Origin of the sequence: Pseudomonas sp. 382 (assembly GCF_002759075.1) — a bacterium.
Classification (GTDB): domain Bacteria; phylum Pseudomonadota; class Gammaproteobacteria; order Pseudomonadales; family Pseudomonadaceae; genus Aquipseudomonas; species Aquipseudomonas vlassakiae.
Map to the genome: position 1 here is coordinate 216923 of NZ_PEMX01000001.1, position 12522 is coordinate 229444.

Annotated in this window: 12 protein-coding genes and 1 pseudogene; 5 read left to right on the plus strand and 8 right to left on the minus strand. The window is 55.3% G+C overall.

Features of this window, described 5'->3' with window-relative positions:
- Positions 1-25: 25 nt before the first annotated feature.
- Positions 26-1156 (minus strand): L-dopachrome tautomerase-related protein, encoded by a 1131-nt coding sequence (locus CQW31_RS01115; protein ID WP_027609318.1) that lies wholly within the window; start codon positions 1154-1156, stop codon positions 26-28.
- Between the two features lie 51 nt (positions 1157-1207).
- On the opposite strand from CQW31_RS01115, the gene CQW31_RS01120 reads away from it, so the two are divergent.
- Positions 1208-2098 carry a LysR family transcriptional regulator gene (locus CQW31_RS01120; RefSeq protein ID WP_054883876.1) on the plus strand — a complete coding sequence of 297 codons (891 nt, stop codon included), beginning with the start codon at positions 1208-1210 and terminating at the stop codon, positions 2096-2098.
- 39 nt (positions 2099-2137) lie between these two features.
- Here the strand turns inward: CQW31_RS01120 and CQW31_RS01125 are convergent, their stop codons facing one another.
- The 6 genes from CQW31_RS01125 to CQW31_RS01150 form a co-directional block, all read right to left on the minus strand.
- Complete coding sequence (locus CQW31_RS01125; RefSeq protein WP_099813496.1) at positions 2138-2926, minus strand: glycine betaine ABC transporter substrate-binding protein; 789 nt, start codon at positions 2924-2926, stop codon at positions 2138-2140.
- 12 nt (positions 2927-2938) lie between these two features.
- Positions 2939-4090: an L-dopachrome tautomerase-related protein gene (locus CQW31_RS01130; RefSeq protein WP_099813497.1), complete on the minus strand. Its 1152-nt coding sequence runs from the start codon at positions 4088-4090 to the stop codon at positions 2939-2941.
- A gap of 27 nt (positions 4091-4117) precedes the next feature.
- Entirely contained in the window at positions 4118-5125 is a 1008-nt protein-coding gene (locus CQW31_RS01135; protein WP_099813498.1) for a zinc-binding alcohol dehydrogenase family protein, read from the minus strand.
- A 180-nt stretch (positions 5126-5305) separates the two neighbouring features.
- Positions 5306-5824 carry a carboxymuconolactone decarboxylase family protein gene (locus tag CQW31_RS01140; RefSeq protein WP_099813499.1) on the minus strand — a complete coding sequence of 173 codons (519 nt, stop codon included), beginning with the start codon at positions 5822-5824 and terminating at the stop codon, positions 5306-5308.
- Between the two features lie 38 nt (positions 5825-5862).
- Complete coding sequence (locus tag CQW31_RS01145; protein WP_054883837.1) at positions 5863-6627, minus strand: SDR family oxidoreductase; 765 nt, start codon at positions 6625-6627, stop codon at positions 5863-5865.
- Between the two features lie 25 nt (positions 6628-6652).
- The gene (locus tag CQW31_RS01150) at positions 6653-7447 is read right to left on the minus strand and encodes an SDR family oxidoreductase (RefSeq protein WP_099813500.1); all 795 of its coding nucleotides are present in this window, start codon (positions 7445-7447) and stop codon (positions 6653-6655) included.
- A gap of 105 nt (positions 7448-7552) precedes the next feature.
- Between CQW31_RS01150 and CQW31_RS01155 the strand changes: the two are divergent.
- The 4 genes and pseudogenes from CQW31_RS01155 (at position 7553) to CQW31_RS01170 (ending at position 11480) form a co-directional block, all read left to right on the plus strand.
- Positions 7553-8496, plus strand: a pseudogene (locus CQW31_RS01155) (GlxA family transcriptional regulator).
- 66 nt (positions 8497-8562) lie between these two features.
- On the plus strand, positions 8563-9111 hold the full coding sequence (locus CQW31_RS01160) for a TetR/AcrR family transcriptional regulator (RefSeq protein ID WP_026144803.1): 549 nt from the start codon (positions 8563-8565) through the stop codon (positions 9109-9111).
- Positions 9112-9275: 164 nt separating this feature from the next.
- The gene (locus CQW31_RS01165) at positions 9276-10136 is read left to right on the plus strand and encodes an N-acyl homoserine lactonase family protein (RefSeq protein ID WP_054883833.1); all 861 of its coding nucleotides are present in this window, start codon (positions 9276-9278) and stop codon (positions 10134-10136) included.
- 123 nt (positions 10137-10259) lie between these two features.
- The gene (locus CQW31_RS01170) at positions 10260-11480 is read left to right on the plus strand and encodes an MFS transporter (RefSeq protein WP_099813501.1); all 1221 of its coding nucleotides are present in this window, start codon (positions 10260-10262) and stop codon (positions 11478-11480) included.
- A gap of 63 nt (positions 11481-11543) precedes the next feature.
- On the opposite strand, the gene CQW31_RS01175 is transcribed toward CQW31_RS01170, so the two are convergent.
- Entirely contained in the window at positions 11544-12389 is an 846-nt protein-coding gene (locus CQW31_RS01175; RefSeq protein WP_054883831.1) for an alpha/beta fold hydrolase, read from the minus strand.
- Positions 12390-12522: the final 133 nt, after the last annotated feature.

Sequence of the window (12522 nt, forward strand, 5' to 3'; positions counted from 1 at the left end):
TAGCTCTGAAACGGGTGTAATGAGGTTACTTAGGGTCTATGCGATAGACGCTCAGTGGTCGCTCGACCTTCGATGCGCCATCGTTGAACAAGCCTACTCGATCGACTTGCGCTGCCGGCAAGTACAATCTGCCCTGGTTGTCGAACGCAGGTGCATCGACCCAGTGCAGGCGAGTGTCCTTCGCAATGGTCTGAATGGTCCCGTCAGTGGCGATTCGCTTGACGCTATCTTCAGCTAGGTCACTGAAGTAGAAATTGCCCTTGCTGTCCATGACTGTCCCACCGACAGGCGGTAGATCTCGCCAGAACTCGACATGTTTGATGAGTTCAACTTCAGGCAAGTTGGCATCATCCAACCAGCGCGTTTCAATCTTGTGCCAAGGGCCTTCCAACGGTGCGAAGTAGAGCCATTTCCCGTCCGGGGATACCTCAAGGGGATCGGAATGCACCCTCAATGCTGTCCCATCTGGCGCTCTGACTACTTTGCCGCTCAGGATAATGTCGCGGTTCTCGGGCGCGCGTACTGCAGGACTGGTCGTTAAGACGCGCCGGGCTTTGTTGGTTTCGAAGTCCAAGACAACGATGCCAGGAACGCCAGCGTCCGTCAGGTAGGCATGCTTGCCATTGAGGCGGATATCGTCGATGTAGCTATGTTCTTGAGCGATGCTGCTGTCGAATGGGATGACCTTGATCACTTCGCCGCTTTTTAGGTCAACGACCACGACCTTTGCACCACCTGGAATGACTTTGCCGCCGAAGTCAGTTACGCCTGCATCGACAATCCACAGCCGGCTATTGTCATCAACGCGCATGGCATTGACATTGACGAAGCGCTGTTCGGCTGGAATGGTCGCGTCATTGCTATTCCATTGCTCATTTGGAAACGGATGGGCCTGGCCAGCTTGATCTAGCTTGGATACGGATGGCCCCGCCGAGCCAGTCCATTTCGGGCCCGATACGTACAGGCTTCCGGCGCTGTCCACGGCCACCGCATTCCATACAGCATTGGCCGATTGGGCTACCACGTGAAGGGTTGGTGGCACCTCGGCGTGAGCTACACCGATAAAGCCTGCCATCAGAGCTGTTAGTACAAATCGTTTAGGGAAGGTCATTGCAAGTTCCTGTTTGAAGGGCTGGGCAATGATGATTTTTCCCATTACGCTGAAAAACCTCGCCATCACGTAAAGAATTTCGTCAAAGTGAAGAAAATCATACGAATCGATGATCTGCAGGTCTTCGTATCGACGGCCGCTGCGGGTAGCTTCTCCGCCGCGGCGCGCTTGCTCGACATCTCGCCCGCCTTGGCGAGCGGTGCCATTCAGCGGCTGGAAAGCAACTTGGGCGCGAGATTGTTTGTACGCTCAACGCGTCGGTTGAGATTATCCGATGATGGCGAGCGCTACTTGCCGCACGCGCGGCAAGCCTTGGAAGCGCTTGATAATGGCGAGGTAGCGCTGACCCAGGGCCGTGACGAGATCGCTGGCACTATTCGCTTGTCGATGCCATCTGATATCGGCAGGAATGTGTTGCTCCCATGGCTTGATGAGTTTCAGCAAACGCATCCCCTGATACGCCTGCAATTGCGGGTTAGTGATCAGGTGGCCGATCTGGTGGGGGAACATCTGGACGCTAGTATCAGGTACGGACAGTTGAGTGACTCGGGTCTGGTGTCCTTAGCACTTGCGCCGATGAACCGCAGAACAGTCTGTGCCTCGCCGGCGTATCTCGCGCGTCATGGTATGCCGGAATCTCCTGAAGCGTTGAGCGGGCATAATTGCCTGAGATATGTGATGGGCGAGCAAACCTACGAGCGTTGGAGCTTCAATTTCCCACAGGGAGTACGGACGGTTCAGGTGACAGGTGATCGAATCAGCGATGATGCCGATATTGTTCGACGCTGGGCTGTCGCCGGATTGGGGATCGTTTACAAGTCCAGGCTCGATGTTGCTGAGGATATTCGCAGCGGCCGCCTGGTTGAGCTATTCCCGGAAAGTTATGGGCAGCCGGCACCGCTTCAGCTGGTGTGCGCTCATCGCACATCGCTCACGCCGGCCATCCAATCGCTTAGAGCTTTTCTAGCAAAGCGTTTCGAAAGCTAGTCAGGGCTCAGTAGCGGGGCACGGGGCCCCGCTACTGCTTCACGCTTGCGCCGGTGCCGACTGACGTGAGAGCCAAATGTCTGCAGCTTCCAAAGCAGACAGCTTTTTGTGACGGATAAGAAAATCAAGCTCGCTGATCGCGGCATTGCCAGGTTGCAGCGAGGCTAGGTCCTCAATCAGTTCTTTCGGCATCTCCTCCACAACGTCACTGGCGGCAATGAGGGTTGCTTGGTCCTCACCACCCAACAACCCGAGCGGTTCATCCAGAGCTCGGATTTTGTAGGCATGGTGCAAATATTGAGGATGCCACAGTGGCACCACGAACCATTCCTGCTCTGCATAGGATTGTTCAAACCGATTGAAGCAATCAGCTTCGGTGCCTTGTGCAAAAAAGTAGCCTTCGGCATCCAACTCGTATTGCGTGACCATGGCTTTCGAGAAGCGACTGATGCCCGCACCAGGGTTTATACCTTGAATGCGACGGCTCATCCGCTGGGCAACATCAGGCTTCAGCAGGTCCGCAATCGTAGCGACCTGATCCTCCGGTACATAGTCAGGCACACCCCAAATGCAGTATGGGTTGTAAAGAACTCCAAGGGAGGTGCTCGGCTTCTTGCAAGCTGAGAGGTAGGCTCCATGGCTGGCTGGCAGCCATGCTGATACAAGCATCTCTACCTGTCCTTCGCTGTACAACCGGAACATTTCCTCGTGAGGAGCTGTGCTGACTTCCACCAGGTAACCATGTTGCTCTAGTGTGCGCTGCACAAGCGCGGCGCTAGCGGCATGGAAGCTGAGGTCGATGTAGCCCAAGCGAATGTGCTTTTGCATGTCATTTCCTTATCAATGCGTTGGCGCAGGCTTGGCGTCGATCTTGACGCGCATCAGGCTGTAAGGCTTCACCCGTTTGTCTTGGCCATCGTTGAAGCCAGGAGAGCGGTGCAGCTGGTTGGCAGTGAAATACAGATACCCGTCTGGGCCGATCGACAAGGTATCCGGCCAAAGGACCCGCGAATCCTCAACCACGGTTTGCCAAGTGCCATCGGCAAGTCGCTTACGGATGGAGTTGTGCTCATAATCCCCCGCATAGACTGCACCGTTAGCATCAGCCTCAAGACCGTCGGAAGCGCCTTTTTCACCGAGATCTACAACTGCTTGTTCAAGCTCGGCTTCGCTTACATTGGGGTCTCGCAACAAAGCCGTTGGAACCGAATACAGGTGTCGACTCGAAAGCGGGCAGAAGTACAGCGTCTTACCATCGCTCGACAGGGCGATGCCGTCCGAGGCTACGGTCAGTAGGCCTGATTTACCTTGCGCGTCGCGGGTGATCAGTGCTGGTTTCCCTTCGATCACTGGCCGGAACTCAGGGTCCACGGAAGTTGATTTGGCTCCGCTAAGGCGGCGCGTTGCGGTACCGCTGGCCAGGTCCAGGACGATGATTCCGCCTGGCCCTTTTACCGACGAATCGGTGACGTAAGCGGTGCCTTCTTTGCCTACGCGAAAATCAAAACGTACGTCATTCACATAGGTAGTTGGCAGAATCACGTCACGCGGGAACACAACTGTTTTCACGATCTTGTTGGTGTTCAAGTCGATTGCGATCAGCTTGGCTCCACCTGCCTTGGGCTCGGAGAAAGCGGGCGCGGCTGTATCCAATACCCAGACACGCCCTTGACCGTCAGCTACGACGCTCTGCACGCTGATGAACCCGGCGGCAGGATCCTTGGCGTTTTCCACATTCGTTTTCAGGTCTGGATACGGAACCAAGTGGCCCTGTTTGATCTCTGCCACGGTGTAGGGAACGTCATCTCCCCAACGAGGGAAGTTGATGAAGATCCGACCAGTTTCGGTGACGGTCACGCCTGTAGGCATGGCGCCATTGAAAGCGAAAACACGTTCAGGGTTGCTACCTGTGCCCGTGGCTGTATCGGCCATAGCCATTGCGCTGAGCGAGACCGCGACAGCCAGGCCAGTGGCTTGGAAGAAAGCTTTCATATGCTTGTCCTTGAGCGTATCTGCGGGTTAGAAGCCTTCGAGAACGATCTTGCCTTTGGCTTTACCACTCTCGATGAGCGCATGGGCGCGCTTCAGGTTATCTGAGCCGATTTTGCCGAAGTGTTCCCCAATGGTGGTCTTGATGACGCCGTTATCGACCAACTCGGAAATCCTGTTCAGCAACTCGTGCTGTTTGATCATGTCGGCGGTTTGATACAGAGAACGCGTAAACATCAGTTCCCAATGCAGCGAAAGCGATTTGCGCTTGAGGGGCATGACGTCCAGTTGTGCTGGGTCATCAATCAGCGCCAGTTTGCCTTGTGGGCGAAGCACTTCAACGATCTGGGCCAGGTAGGTTTCGGTATGGGTCAGGCTGATAACGTAGTCGACCGGGTTGAGTTTCAGATTTTCGAGCTGCAGCGGGATCGAGGCGGAATGATCAATCACATGGTGGGCGCCCAGTTCTTTTACCCAGGACTGAGTCTCTGGCCGCGACGCTGTACCGATGACGGTGAGTTGGGTCAGTTTGCGGGCCAGCTGGACCAGGACCGAGCCAACCCCACCACCGGCGCCGATGACCAGCAGGCTTTGTCCTTTACCACCGTTTTCCTGAACGCCCAGTCGATCGAACAACAGCTCCCAGGCAGTAATGGAGGTCAGCGGCAAGGCTGCGGCACTGGCATTGTCCAGGCTACGTGGCTTTTGGCCGACGATGCGCTCATCCACCAAGTGAAATTCACTGTAGCTACCAGGGCGATCGATCGCGCCGGCGTAAAATACTTCGTCACCAATTTTGAACAATGAAACGTCGCTGCCTACTTCACGGACGATACCCACGGTATCCCAACCCAGCACTTGGATCTCTTGGCTGGTACTGCGAGCTCGCACCTTCGTATCTACCGGGTTCACCGCAATCGCCTTCACTTCGACAAGCAGATCTCGAGCGCCTGGCGTGGGCTTCGGCAGGTCGGTTTCGAACAGGGAACGAGCGTTTTGGATTGGCAAACCAGCTTCTTGGAAAACTACGGCTTTCATGTGAGGTTGTCCTTTACAGGTCAGAGAGTGATGTCAGGCTAACTCCCTTCGTGAGCCTCAAAAACTAGCTAACCCGAGGAAGACTTTCGCCGTTTCGCTGAAGGTTGAGGCGATCAGCCATTCAAGGAATGGCTGATCGGCTTAGGAGGAGCGCACACGTCGCTCAAGTTAGGCGTCGAATCAGATCGCTTTCGGTGGGAAGTCGATGTCTGTTTTCGCCACGTTGTTCAGGTAGTTCGTCAAGGTCAGCAGGGAGACTTGCGCGATGACGTCGACGATTTTTGCATCGTCCAACCCTGCTTCCCGTGCGATTGAGAGATGCTCGTCACTCACTTGGCCGCGGCTGAGGGTGACAGCCCGAGCCAGTGCAGCGACTCCATTCAGCGTGCCAGCGCGCGCTGCCAGCAAATCATCAGCGTTCAGTCCGGTCTTCCCACCGAAGAAGCTGTGAGCCGCGACGCAATAATCGCATCCGTTAACTTCCGAGGCCGCCAGTGCCGCTACTTCACGTTCGGCAGGTGTCAGGCTGTTCTTGCTAAGCGCCTGTGCCAGAGCGAGATATCCTCCCAAGGCTGCTGGAGAGTGAGCCAGGGTAGCGAAGGCGTTAGGGATGAACCCCAAGCCTTTTTCAATGCCCTGAAGGGCAGTGCGCGCAGCGGCTGGAGCTTGGTCAAGGGTCAAAGCAGCAATTCGGGTCATGATTTTGCTTCCTTCCAGGTTGTCCAATGCGTTTATGTTCAGGCGACAGGGATAGGGTTTTCGGCCAGAGCCTGGTTGAACTGGTTGATCAGTTCATGCTCGTTTGGCCCTTGGTTGGCGCGTACTGGTACGACGCGGTCAACCAGGACTTCGGTTGTCGCTGTTTCCAGTTTTTCCAGGGTTTCCTGGATGAATTCGTCCAGCGGCATGGCGCGTTCATCACCACTTTTGTGGATCAGATCGGTGTCTACCCATGGCGGTGCGATTTCCAGAACCTTGACGCTGGTATCGCGCAGGGCAAAACGTTGCGACAGCGAGTAGGAGTGAATCGCAGCTTTGGTCGCCGAATAGAGGGCTGTCGCGGCCAGTGGCAGATAGGCCAGTACCGAGCTGTTGTTGATGATGTAGGCATCAGGTTGGCGCTTGAGGTGTTCTACAAACGCTGCGCTAACACGCACCGGGCCCAGCAGGTTGGTCTGCAGCAGCCCTACAGCCTGCTCATCGTCATAATCGCCAGAGCCTGGGTTGTCGAAAGGCATGATGCCGGCGTTGTTGATGATGACGTTCAGCGAGGGATGGCGACGGATAACCTCTTGTGCGACATCCTTGATCTGCTGGTGATCATTGATATCAAGCTGAACGGTATCGATGCCGGGATTGGAGCTGGCGATTTCATCCAGCAGCGATTGGCGTCGGCCCGCGATGATGACCTTGTTTCCACGCTGGTGGAACGCTTCGGCCAGAGCGCGGCCGATGCCCGAGGTACCGCCAGTAATGAAGATGGTGTTTGCGCTAGTTTTCATGATTTGTATCCTTTCAATTGAGTGATTAAACGTCGTAACGCGGGGCGAGCTTGTTGCTGGAGAGATGTCCGAGCAGCGCCTTGCGGCTGCTTTCGTACAGCTCGAAATGCTGTATGTCCTGCATGGACGGGATGGAGATCAGGACACCGTTGTCGAAGTCTTGAAGGGCGCCATCTACCAGGTCGCTTGCTGACATCACGATGTTGGGATCAAGGTTCTCGACGGGTAGCCCCCCGATCTCCCAGAAATCGGTAGCCGTAGCTCCTGGCAGCACCGCCTGAACCTTGATTCCCTGTTCTGCCAGCTCTTTGTGCAGCGACTGAGTGAAGGCTGTGACGTAGGCTTTGCTTCCGCCGTACACGCCATTCAGAATTTCCGGTGCAAGGCTGACGATTGATGAGATATTGATGATTGCGCCCTGTTGGCGAGCGATGAAGCCTGGAACCGCGGCGTAGGTCAGTCGAGTGAGTGCAGTGACGTTGAGGCTAATCATCTCGGCCATTCGCTCAACGTCGCTGTCCAGCAAACTGGTGTGAGTGCCTATGCCTGCGTTGTTGACCAACAGATTGATGCTGGCGTCTTCGCGCAATTTGCGTTCCACTCGCGCCAGGTCTGCTGCGTTGGCCAGGTCTGCGGGGAAGACTTCAACGCTCTGCTGAGTCTCGTTGGTGATGCGGCTAGCAAGAGCGTTCAGGCGATCACGATTGCGGGCGACCAGTATCAGGTCATAGCCACGTTGAGCCAGGCGGTCTGCGAAGATTGCGCCGATGCCGGTGGATGCGCCTGTGATCAGGGCGGTGCCTTTGTATTCCTGAGTCATGGTCCTGCTCCGTTGTTTGGGTGTGGAGCCATGATGCAAAAAAACAGATTTGTCTTAAACGACGCTTATGGTCGTGTTTTAGGACATCGCAATTGGAGCAGGGTTATGCATCGAATCGGCTACTTGGTTACAGACGGATTTCAGGTGATGTCACTGGCTACCCAGGCGGTTTTGAATTCGCAAATATGGTCGCGGGCGAGCCTGTGTACCGGATTCAGAACTATTCGGTGTTAGGAGGGACCATTCGATCCTCCCTGGGTATGCACATCGATACGCTGGCTTTGGATGATCCAGGACTTGCAGATAGCTGGATGATCACAGGGACACTCACTCCGCTTACGCCTCCCGCTGCTGAGGTTCTGTCCAGCGTGCAGGGATTTGCCCAGAGCTCAAGGCGCATCGCAGGCATCTGCACAGGAGCGTTCGTCTTAGCTCAAGCGGGTGTCCTCGATAACCGGCGTGCGATTACTCACTGGGCATATGCCAAGACTCTTCAAAGCATGCACCCGGGCATTGAGGTGGAAGAGGATCGAATCTTCATTGTGGACGGCCCTGTTTGGACCTCTGCGGGAATGACCGCAGGCCTCGACATGGCAGTGGGGATGGTGGAGAAGGATTTGGGAACGGAGCTTGCCAAATCGGTTGCTCATAAGCTCGTCATGCACCAACGCCGATCGGGAGGGCAGTCTCAGCACTCTGAGTTGCTTGCTCTGGCGCCCAAGTCTGATCGCATTCAGAGCGCTTTGGATTATGCGCGTAAGCATTTGAACAGGGCATTGAGTGTTGAAGAGCTCGCGGAGGTTGTTCATCTGAGCCCAAGGCAATTCACGCGCGTCTTCACTGCCGAAACCGGTCAATCACCTGCTAAAGCGGTGGAGAGCCTACGACTAGAGGCAGCTCGGCTACTGATTGAGCAGAGTCGCCATAGCCTGGACACGGTAGCAAGAGAAACCGGGTTCAGGGATCGTCGACACATGCGCGAGGTATTCATCCGAGGTTTTGGGGTTCCCCCGCAAGCAGTTCGCCGCGATGCGAGGCGAGTCGGGTAGAAATCGCTTTCCTATTAAACCGAACGGTTCGATACTGGGATCATGTCGATCGTTTAGGTACCGAAAATGGGACGCCCTCGAAAATTCAATCGTGAGACGGTTCTGGAGAAGGCACTGCCCGTGTTTTGGCAGTACGGCTACTCCGGCACCTCTCTTCATCATCTTGAGCAGGCTACGGGCGTAAATAAGTCAGGCCTGTATTCAGAATTCAAGGATAAGGATGATCTGTTTCTGAGCGCTTTGGCGTATTACTACGCAAACCGCGGAGCACCAGAAATCCTGACTGCTCAGCCGCAAGGATGGGCAAATATCGAGCGTTTTCTTCGGCTTGGCGACCCTCAAGATAACGGGTGTATGGGCTGTTTTTCGGTCAATGCGCTACGTGAGTTTCCCGTCCTTTCCGACCAGGTCCGTCAACTGCTCGTGGATTGTCATCGCCGCTTGCTCCCGGAAATCGCTGACAACGTAAGGGCTGAGAAAACCCGACTGGCACCAGAGGTTGTTGCGGACATCATCATGGTGTTTTTCTCTGGCGTGTGCGTTGAAAGCTGCTTGCCTGCTGATGGGACTGGCGATCGGGTCAACCATTTCATGGAAGCGCTGCGGGCTCTCTGAGCAACATCCAACACTTTTTTGAACCGAATGGTTTTTTTCTCTTGCGCCTGCGCTTTGGTCGCCCTATATTGAACCGATCGGTTCTTAACGGGGCAGAGCAAGACGGCATTTACCCGTCCTGATCCTCTGTCTTAACCCACGCGTCGGCTGCAAGGAGAATCACCATGGCACTGAAAATTCATCCAATTAACCTCGGAAACATGCAGATGGATTCGAGTGGTCTGGTCATGTTCCGGAACCCCGGCGAGCAAGTCACCATCCCGGTTCTGGGTTTTCTTATTACTGGAGGGGAGGAACCGATCCTGGTCGATACAGGGTCACGCAACGCCCAACAGTATGAAGAATATGGACTCACGTACGAAGTGACGCCGCAGATGACGCTTGAGTACCATCTGGCCCAGCACGGGCTGCGGATGAAAGACATCCGGCACATCGTCCACACCCATGCTCATATCGATCACGTCGGCATGACCGATCTCTTCCCGATGGCGACTACTGTCGGCATCTCGCGTCGCGAGCTGGAGTTCGCCGCATCCGGCATCATGGGACCGCTCATGTACACTGCGGCTGATACCAAGCATTTGATTGATCGTCTCCACACACGAGGCGCGATTCGCCTGTTTGATGTCGACGGCACGTTCGAAGAAGAGGTTATCCCGGGCGTAGCAGTTCGATTGTCAGGTGGACACACGCCCGGCTCGATATCGGTCCTGGTCGAAACTGACGAAGGCATGGCGAATATCTGCGGCGACATCGCCTATGACATTCACGACCAATTGATTGAGCCCATTCTCGATCAAGCGTCACATGAGCCGACGATCACAGCGAACCGGGCCATGTCCACGCTGGATGAAAAGAAAGCTCTCAAGAGGGCGCTTGCAGACAGCAAATTTCTGCTGCCAAGTCACGACGCGCCTGCCTTGATCAAAGGCGGAAAAGTCATAGGGCGTATGCTCGATGCCATTTCTAATCCCCAGGCTGACGTTACAAAAGCGATCAACTATTCGCTTTTGGCTTCAGTGTGACGCATGGCTTTCGTCACCTTTGCACGTGCTCGCCCTTGGCGAGCCGTGCGCTTCGGGACTGGAACACTGGTATTTGCGATGGGCGTATGCCTGCTGATCAACCGCTTACTGTGAGAACCCGACATGAGCCAGACTCTGATATCCCCTGGAATAAGCGTTGCCAATGACGACAAGCAGCGTCTTGGCCCGCGGACTCGTTTTGGTCTGCTTGCCTCCATCACCGTAACCTTCCTGGCTGGATCCAGCGTACCTACGCCGTTGTATCCGATCTATCAGGACCAGTGGCATTTCACTGCGATGGGCATCAGCTTTATCTTCAGTATTTATGCCATTTCAGTACTCGCCGGACTGCTAGTGTTTGGACGGTTGTCCGACTACGTCGGTCGGCGGTCAGTACTGTTGTGGACGACTGTTTTGCAATTGGTGGCCATGTACATGCTCGGTGTAGCTGATGGCTTCACGGATCTAGTGCTTGGTAGGCTGATTCAAGGCGTGTCGACAGGGGCTGCAGTTCCAGCGGTAGGCGCAGCCCTGATTGATCTCAACCACAAGCGCGGAGCGGTCGTGAATGCCCTCACACCTGCCATCGGCAGTGCCGTTGGGGCTCTGATGGGTAGCGTATTCGCACAGGCGTTACCGTACCCCACTCATACTGTGTTCGCGGCGCTAGCTTTTATTTTGGTCATTCAGGGCGTGGGTCTACTCTTAATGAGGGATATCCGCGCAAAAATACCTGGGGCGGCCCGGTCACTGATACCGCAATTCAGCATACCCGTGGATGTGCGCGGACCAATGATCATTGCATCGTCGCTATTCGTTGCTGGCTGGGCTGTCGCCGGTTTCTTCGCCTCAATGGGGCCCAGGCTAATTGAGCAGCTCTTTGCGCTACCTGCGTCATGGGCAGGCGGATTGGTGTTAGCTGCTTTCGCTGGTAGTGGGGTAGCTGCTATTGGGGCATTCGTTACTCGATCAATGCATACCCTGGCCTGGATTGGCGCACTGGGGCTGCTGATCGGTATGGCTATGGTCTTAGTCTCATTGATCACCGGTTCGCTCACTCCCTTTGTCTTTGGCGTAGTGATTTCAGGAGCTGGCTTTGGTGCCGGTTTTCAAGGTGGTATCCGACTGGTTTTATCCAAGTCACGCGCCGAGGAAGTCGCAGGTGTATTGTCCGTAGCCTTCCTCTGTTGCTACCTCGGTATGGGTGTTCCGGCGATGATCGCTGGGTACGCGGTAGCAAGCGGACACGGCATCTTCGATACCGCAATAGTTTTCGCCATTCTGGTAATGAGCCTTTCATTCATAGCGGTTTACCGGATGATAAGTGGTGGCAGTAGGGTATGACGCGAGTAGAAACATAGAAAAGGCCACATTAGGTGGCCTTTTCTATGTGCGGCTTCTGGTCAGCTACTCCGCCACGAATGCCCCGATGTGCTGGGCAGTGGCGATGGGATATTGCATGTGAGGACCGTGCCCGGTACTCGGCAAGCTGAGCTGGGTCAGGGTTGGAAATTGCTGGGTCAGCGCCTGCCAGTTCTCTACAGGGAATACGATGTCGTGATCACCACCTATGTGAAGAACTGGGATGTTGGTGGTCTTAAGGACCTGCAGTACTGCTTCCACGGGGAACACCGGGTTCTTGGGCGCGTCGCCCAGTTGCTGTGCAGCCCAGGCAACCGGCACCTGCGGACTACGATTTTGTGTTCTAGACGCCAGTCGCGACCAGGCGAGCTCAGCCGCTGCCCGACTCCGATCTGAGGTTGGCTCGAAGAACAGTTTCACAAAATCTTCGAAGTCATTTTCACGTCGGGCAAGCTCATAAAACAGCGGCTCGCCCGTCTTCACCAGCTGGCCGGGAGGCGTTGTGCCCAGCAGTACCGCGTGGCTCACCAGCTGTGGTGCTTGCGCCAGAACAATTTGTGCAGCAATGCCGCCAAGCGACCACCCTCCAATCACGACGCGGCCCAGGCCAAGGGCGTGAATCAGCTCGATGGCATCCTTTGCCAGAGAGCCTGGGTTATAGCTCGCCTGACCTGTTGACTGGCCCAGACCGCTGTAGTCGAAGACTGTTACTTGAAAGCCTTGCGTGACCAGACTATCGAGAAACAGTGGATCCCAATCATCCATCGTGCCTCTATAGCGAATCAGCAAGAGCAAGGGCTTGCCATCGCCTATCGTGCGGTAAGCGAGTCGGCGATTGCTGACATCAATGAAACGAGTTTCTGCTTCAGCGCTTTTGATCGAGGTGGACATCTGGCCTGCTCCTTGGTTTGGTGTGGTCCAATCCTGAAGGTTCGGTGTCCAAGGCGGTACGTCGTTTAGGGTTGGTTTTCAGGACATAATGACCTTGTCCACGCATGCAAAAAACGGATTTGTATGATCGCTC

Excerpts from the sequence above, each read along its gene's own strand:
- CQW31_RS01135 (WP_099813498.1), bottom strand. The coding sequence starts at position 5,125 with ATGAAAGCCGTAGTTTTCCAAGAAGCTGGTTTGCCAATCCAAAACGCT.
- CQW31_RS01175 (WP_054883831.1), bottom strand. The coding sequence starts at position 12,389 with ATGTCCACCTCGATCAAAAGCGCTGAAGCAGAAACTCGTTTCATTGAT.
- CQW31_RS01165 (WP_054883833.1), top strand. The coding sequence starts at position 9,276 with ATGGCACTGAAAATTCATCCAATTAACCTCGGAAACATGCAGATGGAT.
- CQW31_RS01140 (WP_099813499.1), bottom strand. The coding sequence starts at position 5,824 with ATGACCCGAATTGCTGCTTTGACCCTTGACCAAGCTCCAGCCGCTGCG.
- CQW31_RS01170 (WP_099813501.1), top strand. The coding sequence starts at position 10,260 with ATGAGCCAGACTCTGATATCCCCTGGAATAAGCGTTGCCAATGACGAC.
- CQW31_RS01115 (WP_027609318.1), bottom strand. The coding sequence starts at position 1,156 with ATGGGAAAAATCATCATTGCCCAGCCCTTCAAACAGGAACTTGCAATG.
- CQW31_RS01145 (WP_054883837.1), bottom strand. The coding sequence starts at position 6,627 with ATGAAAACTAGCGCAAACACCATCTTCATTACTGGCGGTACCTCGGGC.
- CQW31_RS01150 (WP_099813500.1), bottom strand. The coding sequence starts at position 7,447 with ATGACTCAGGAATACAAAGGCACCGCCCTGATCACAGGCGCATCCACC.
- CQW31_RS01130 (WP_099813497.1), bottom strand. The coding sequence starts at position 4,090 with ATGAAAGCTTTCTTCCAAGCCACTGGCCTGGCTGTCGCGGTCTCGCTC.
- CQW31_RS01125 (WP_099813496.1), bottom strand. The coding sequence starts at position 2,926 with ATGCAAAAGCACATTCGCTTGGGCTACATCGACCTCAGCTTCCATGCC.
- CQW31_RS01160 (WP_026144803.1), top strand. The coding sequence starts at position 8,563 with ATGGGACGCCCTCGAAAATTCAATCGTGAGACGGTTCTGGAGAAGGCA.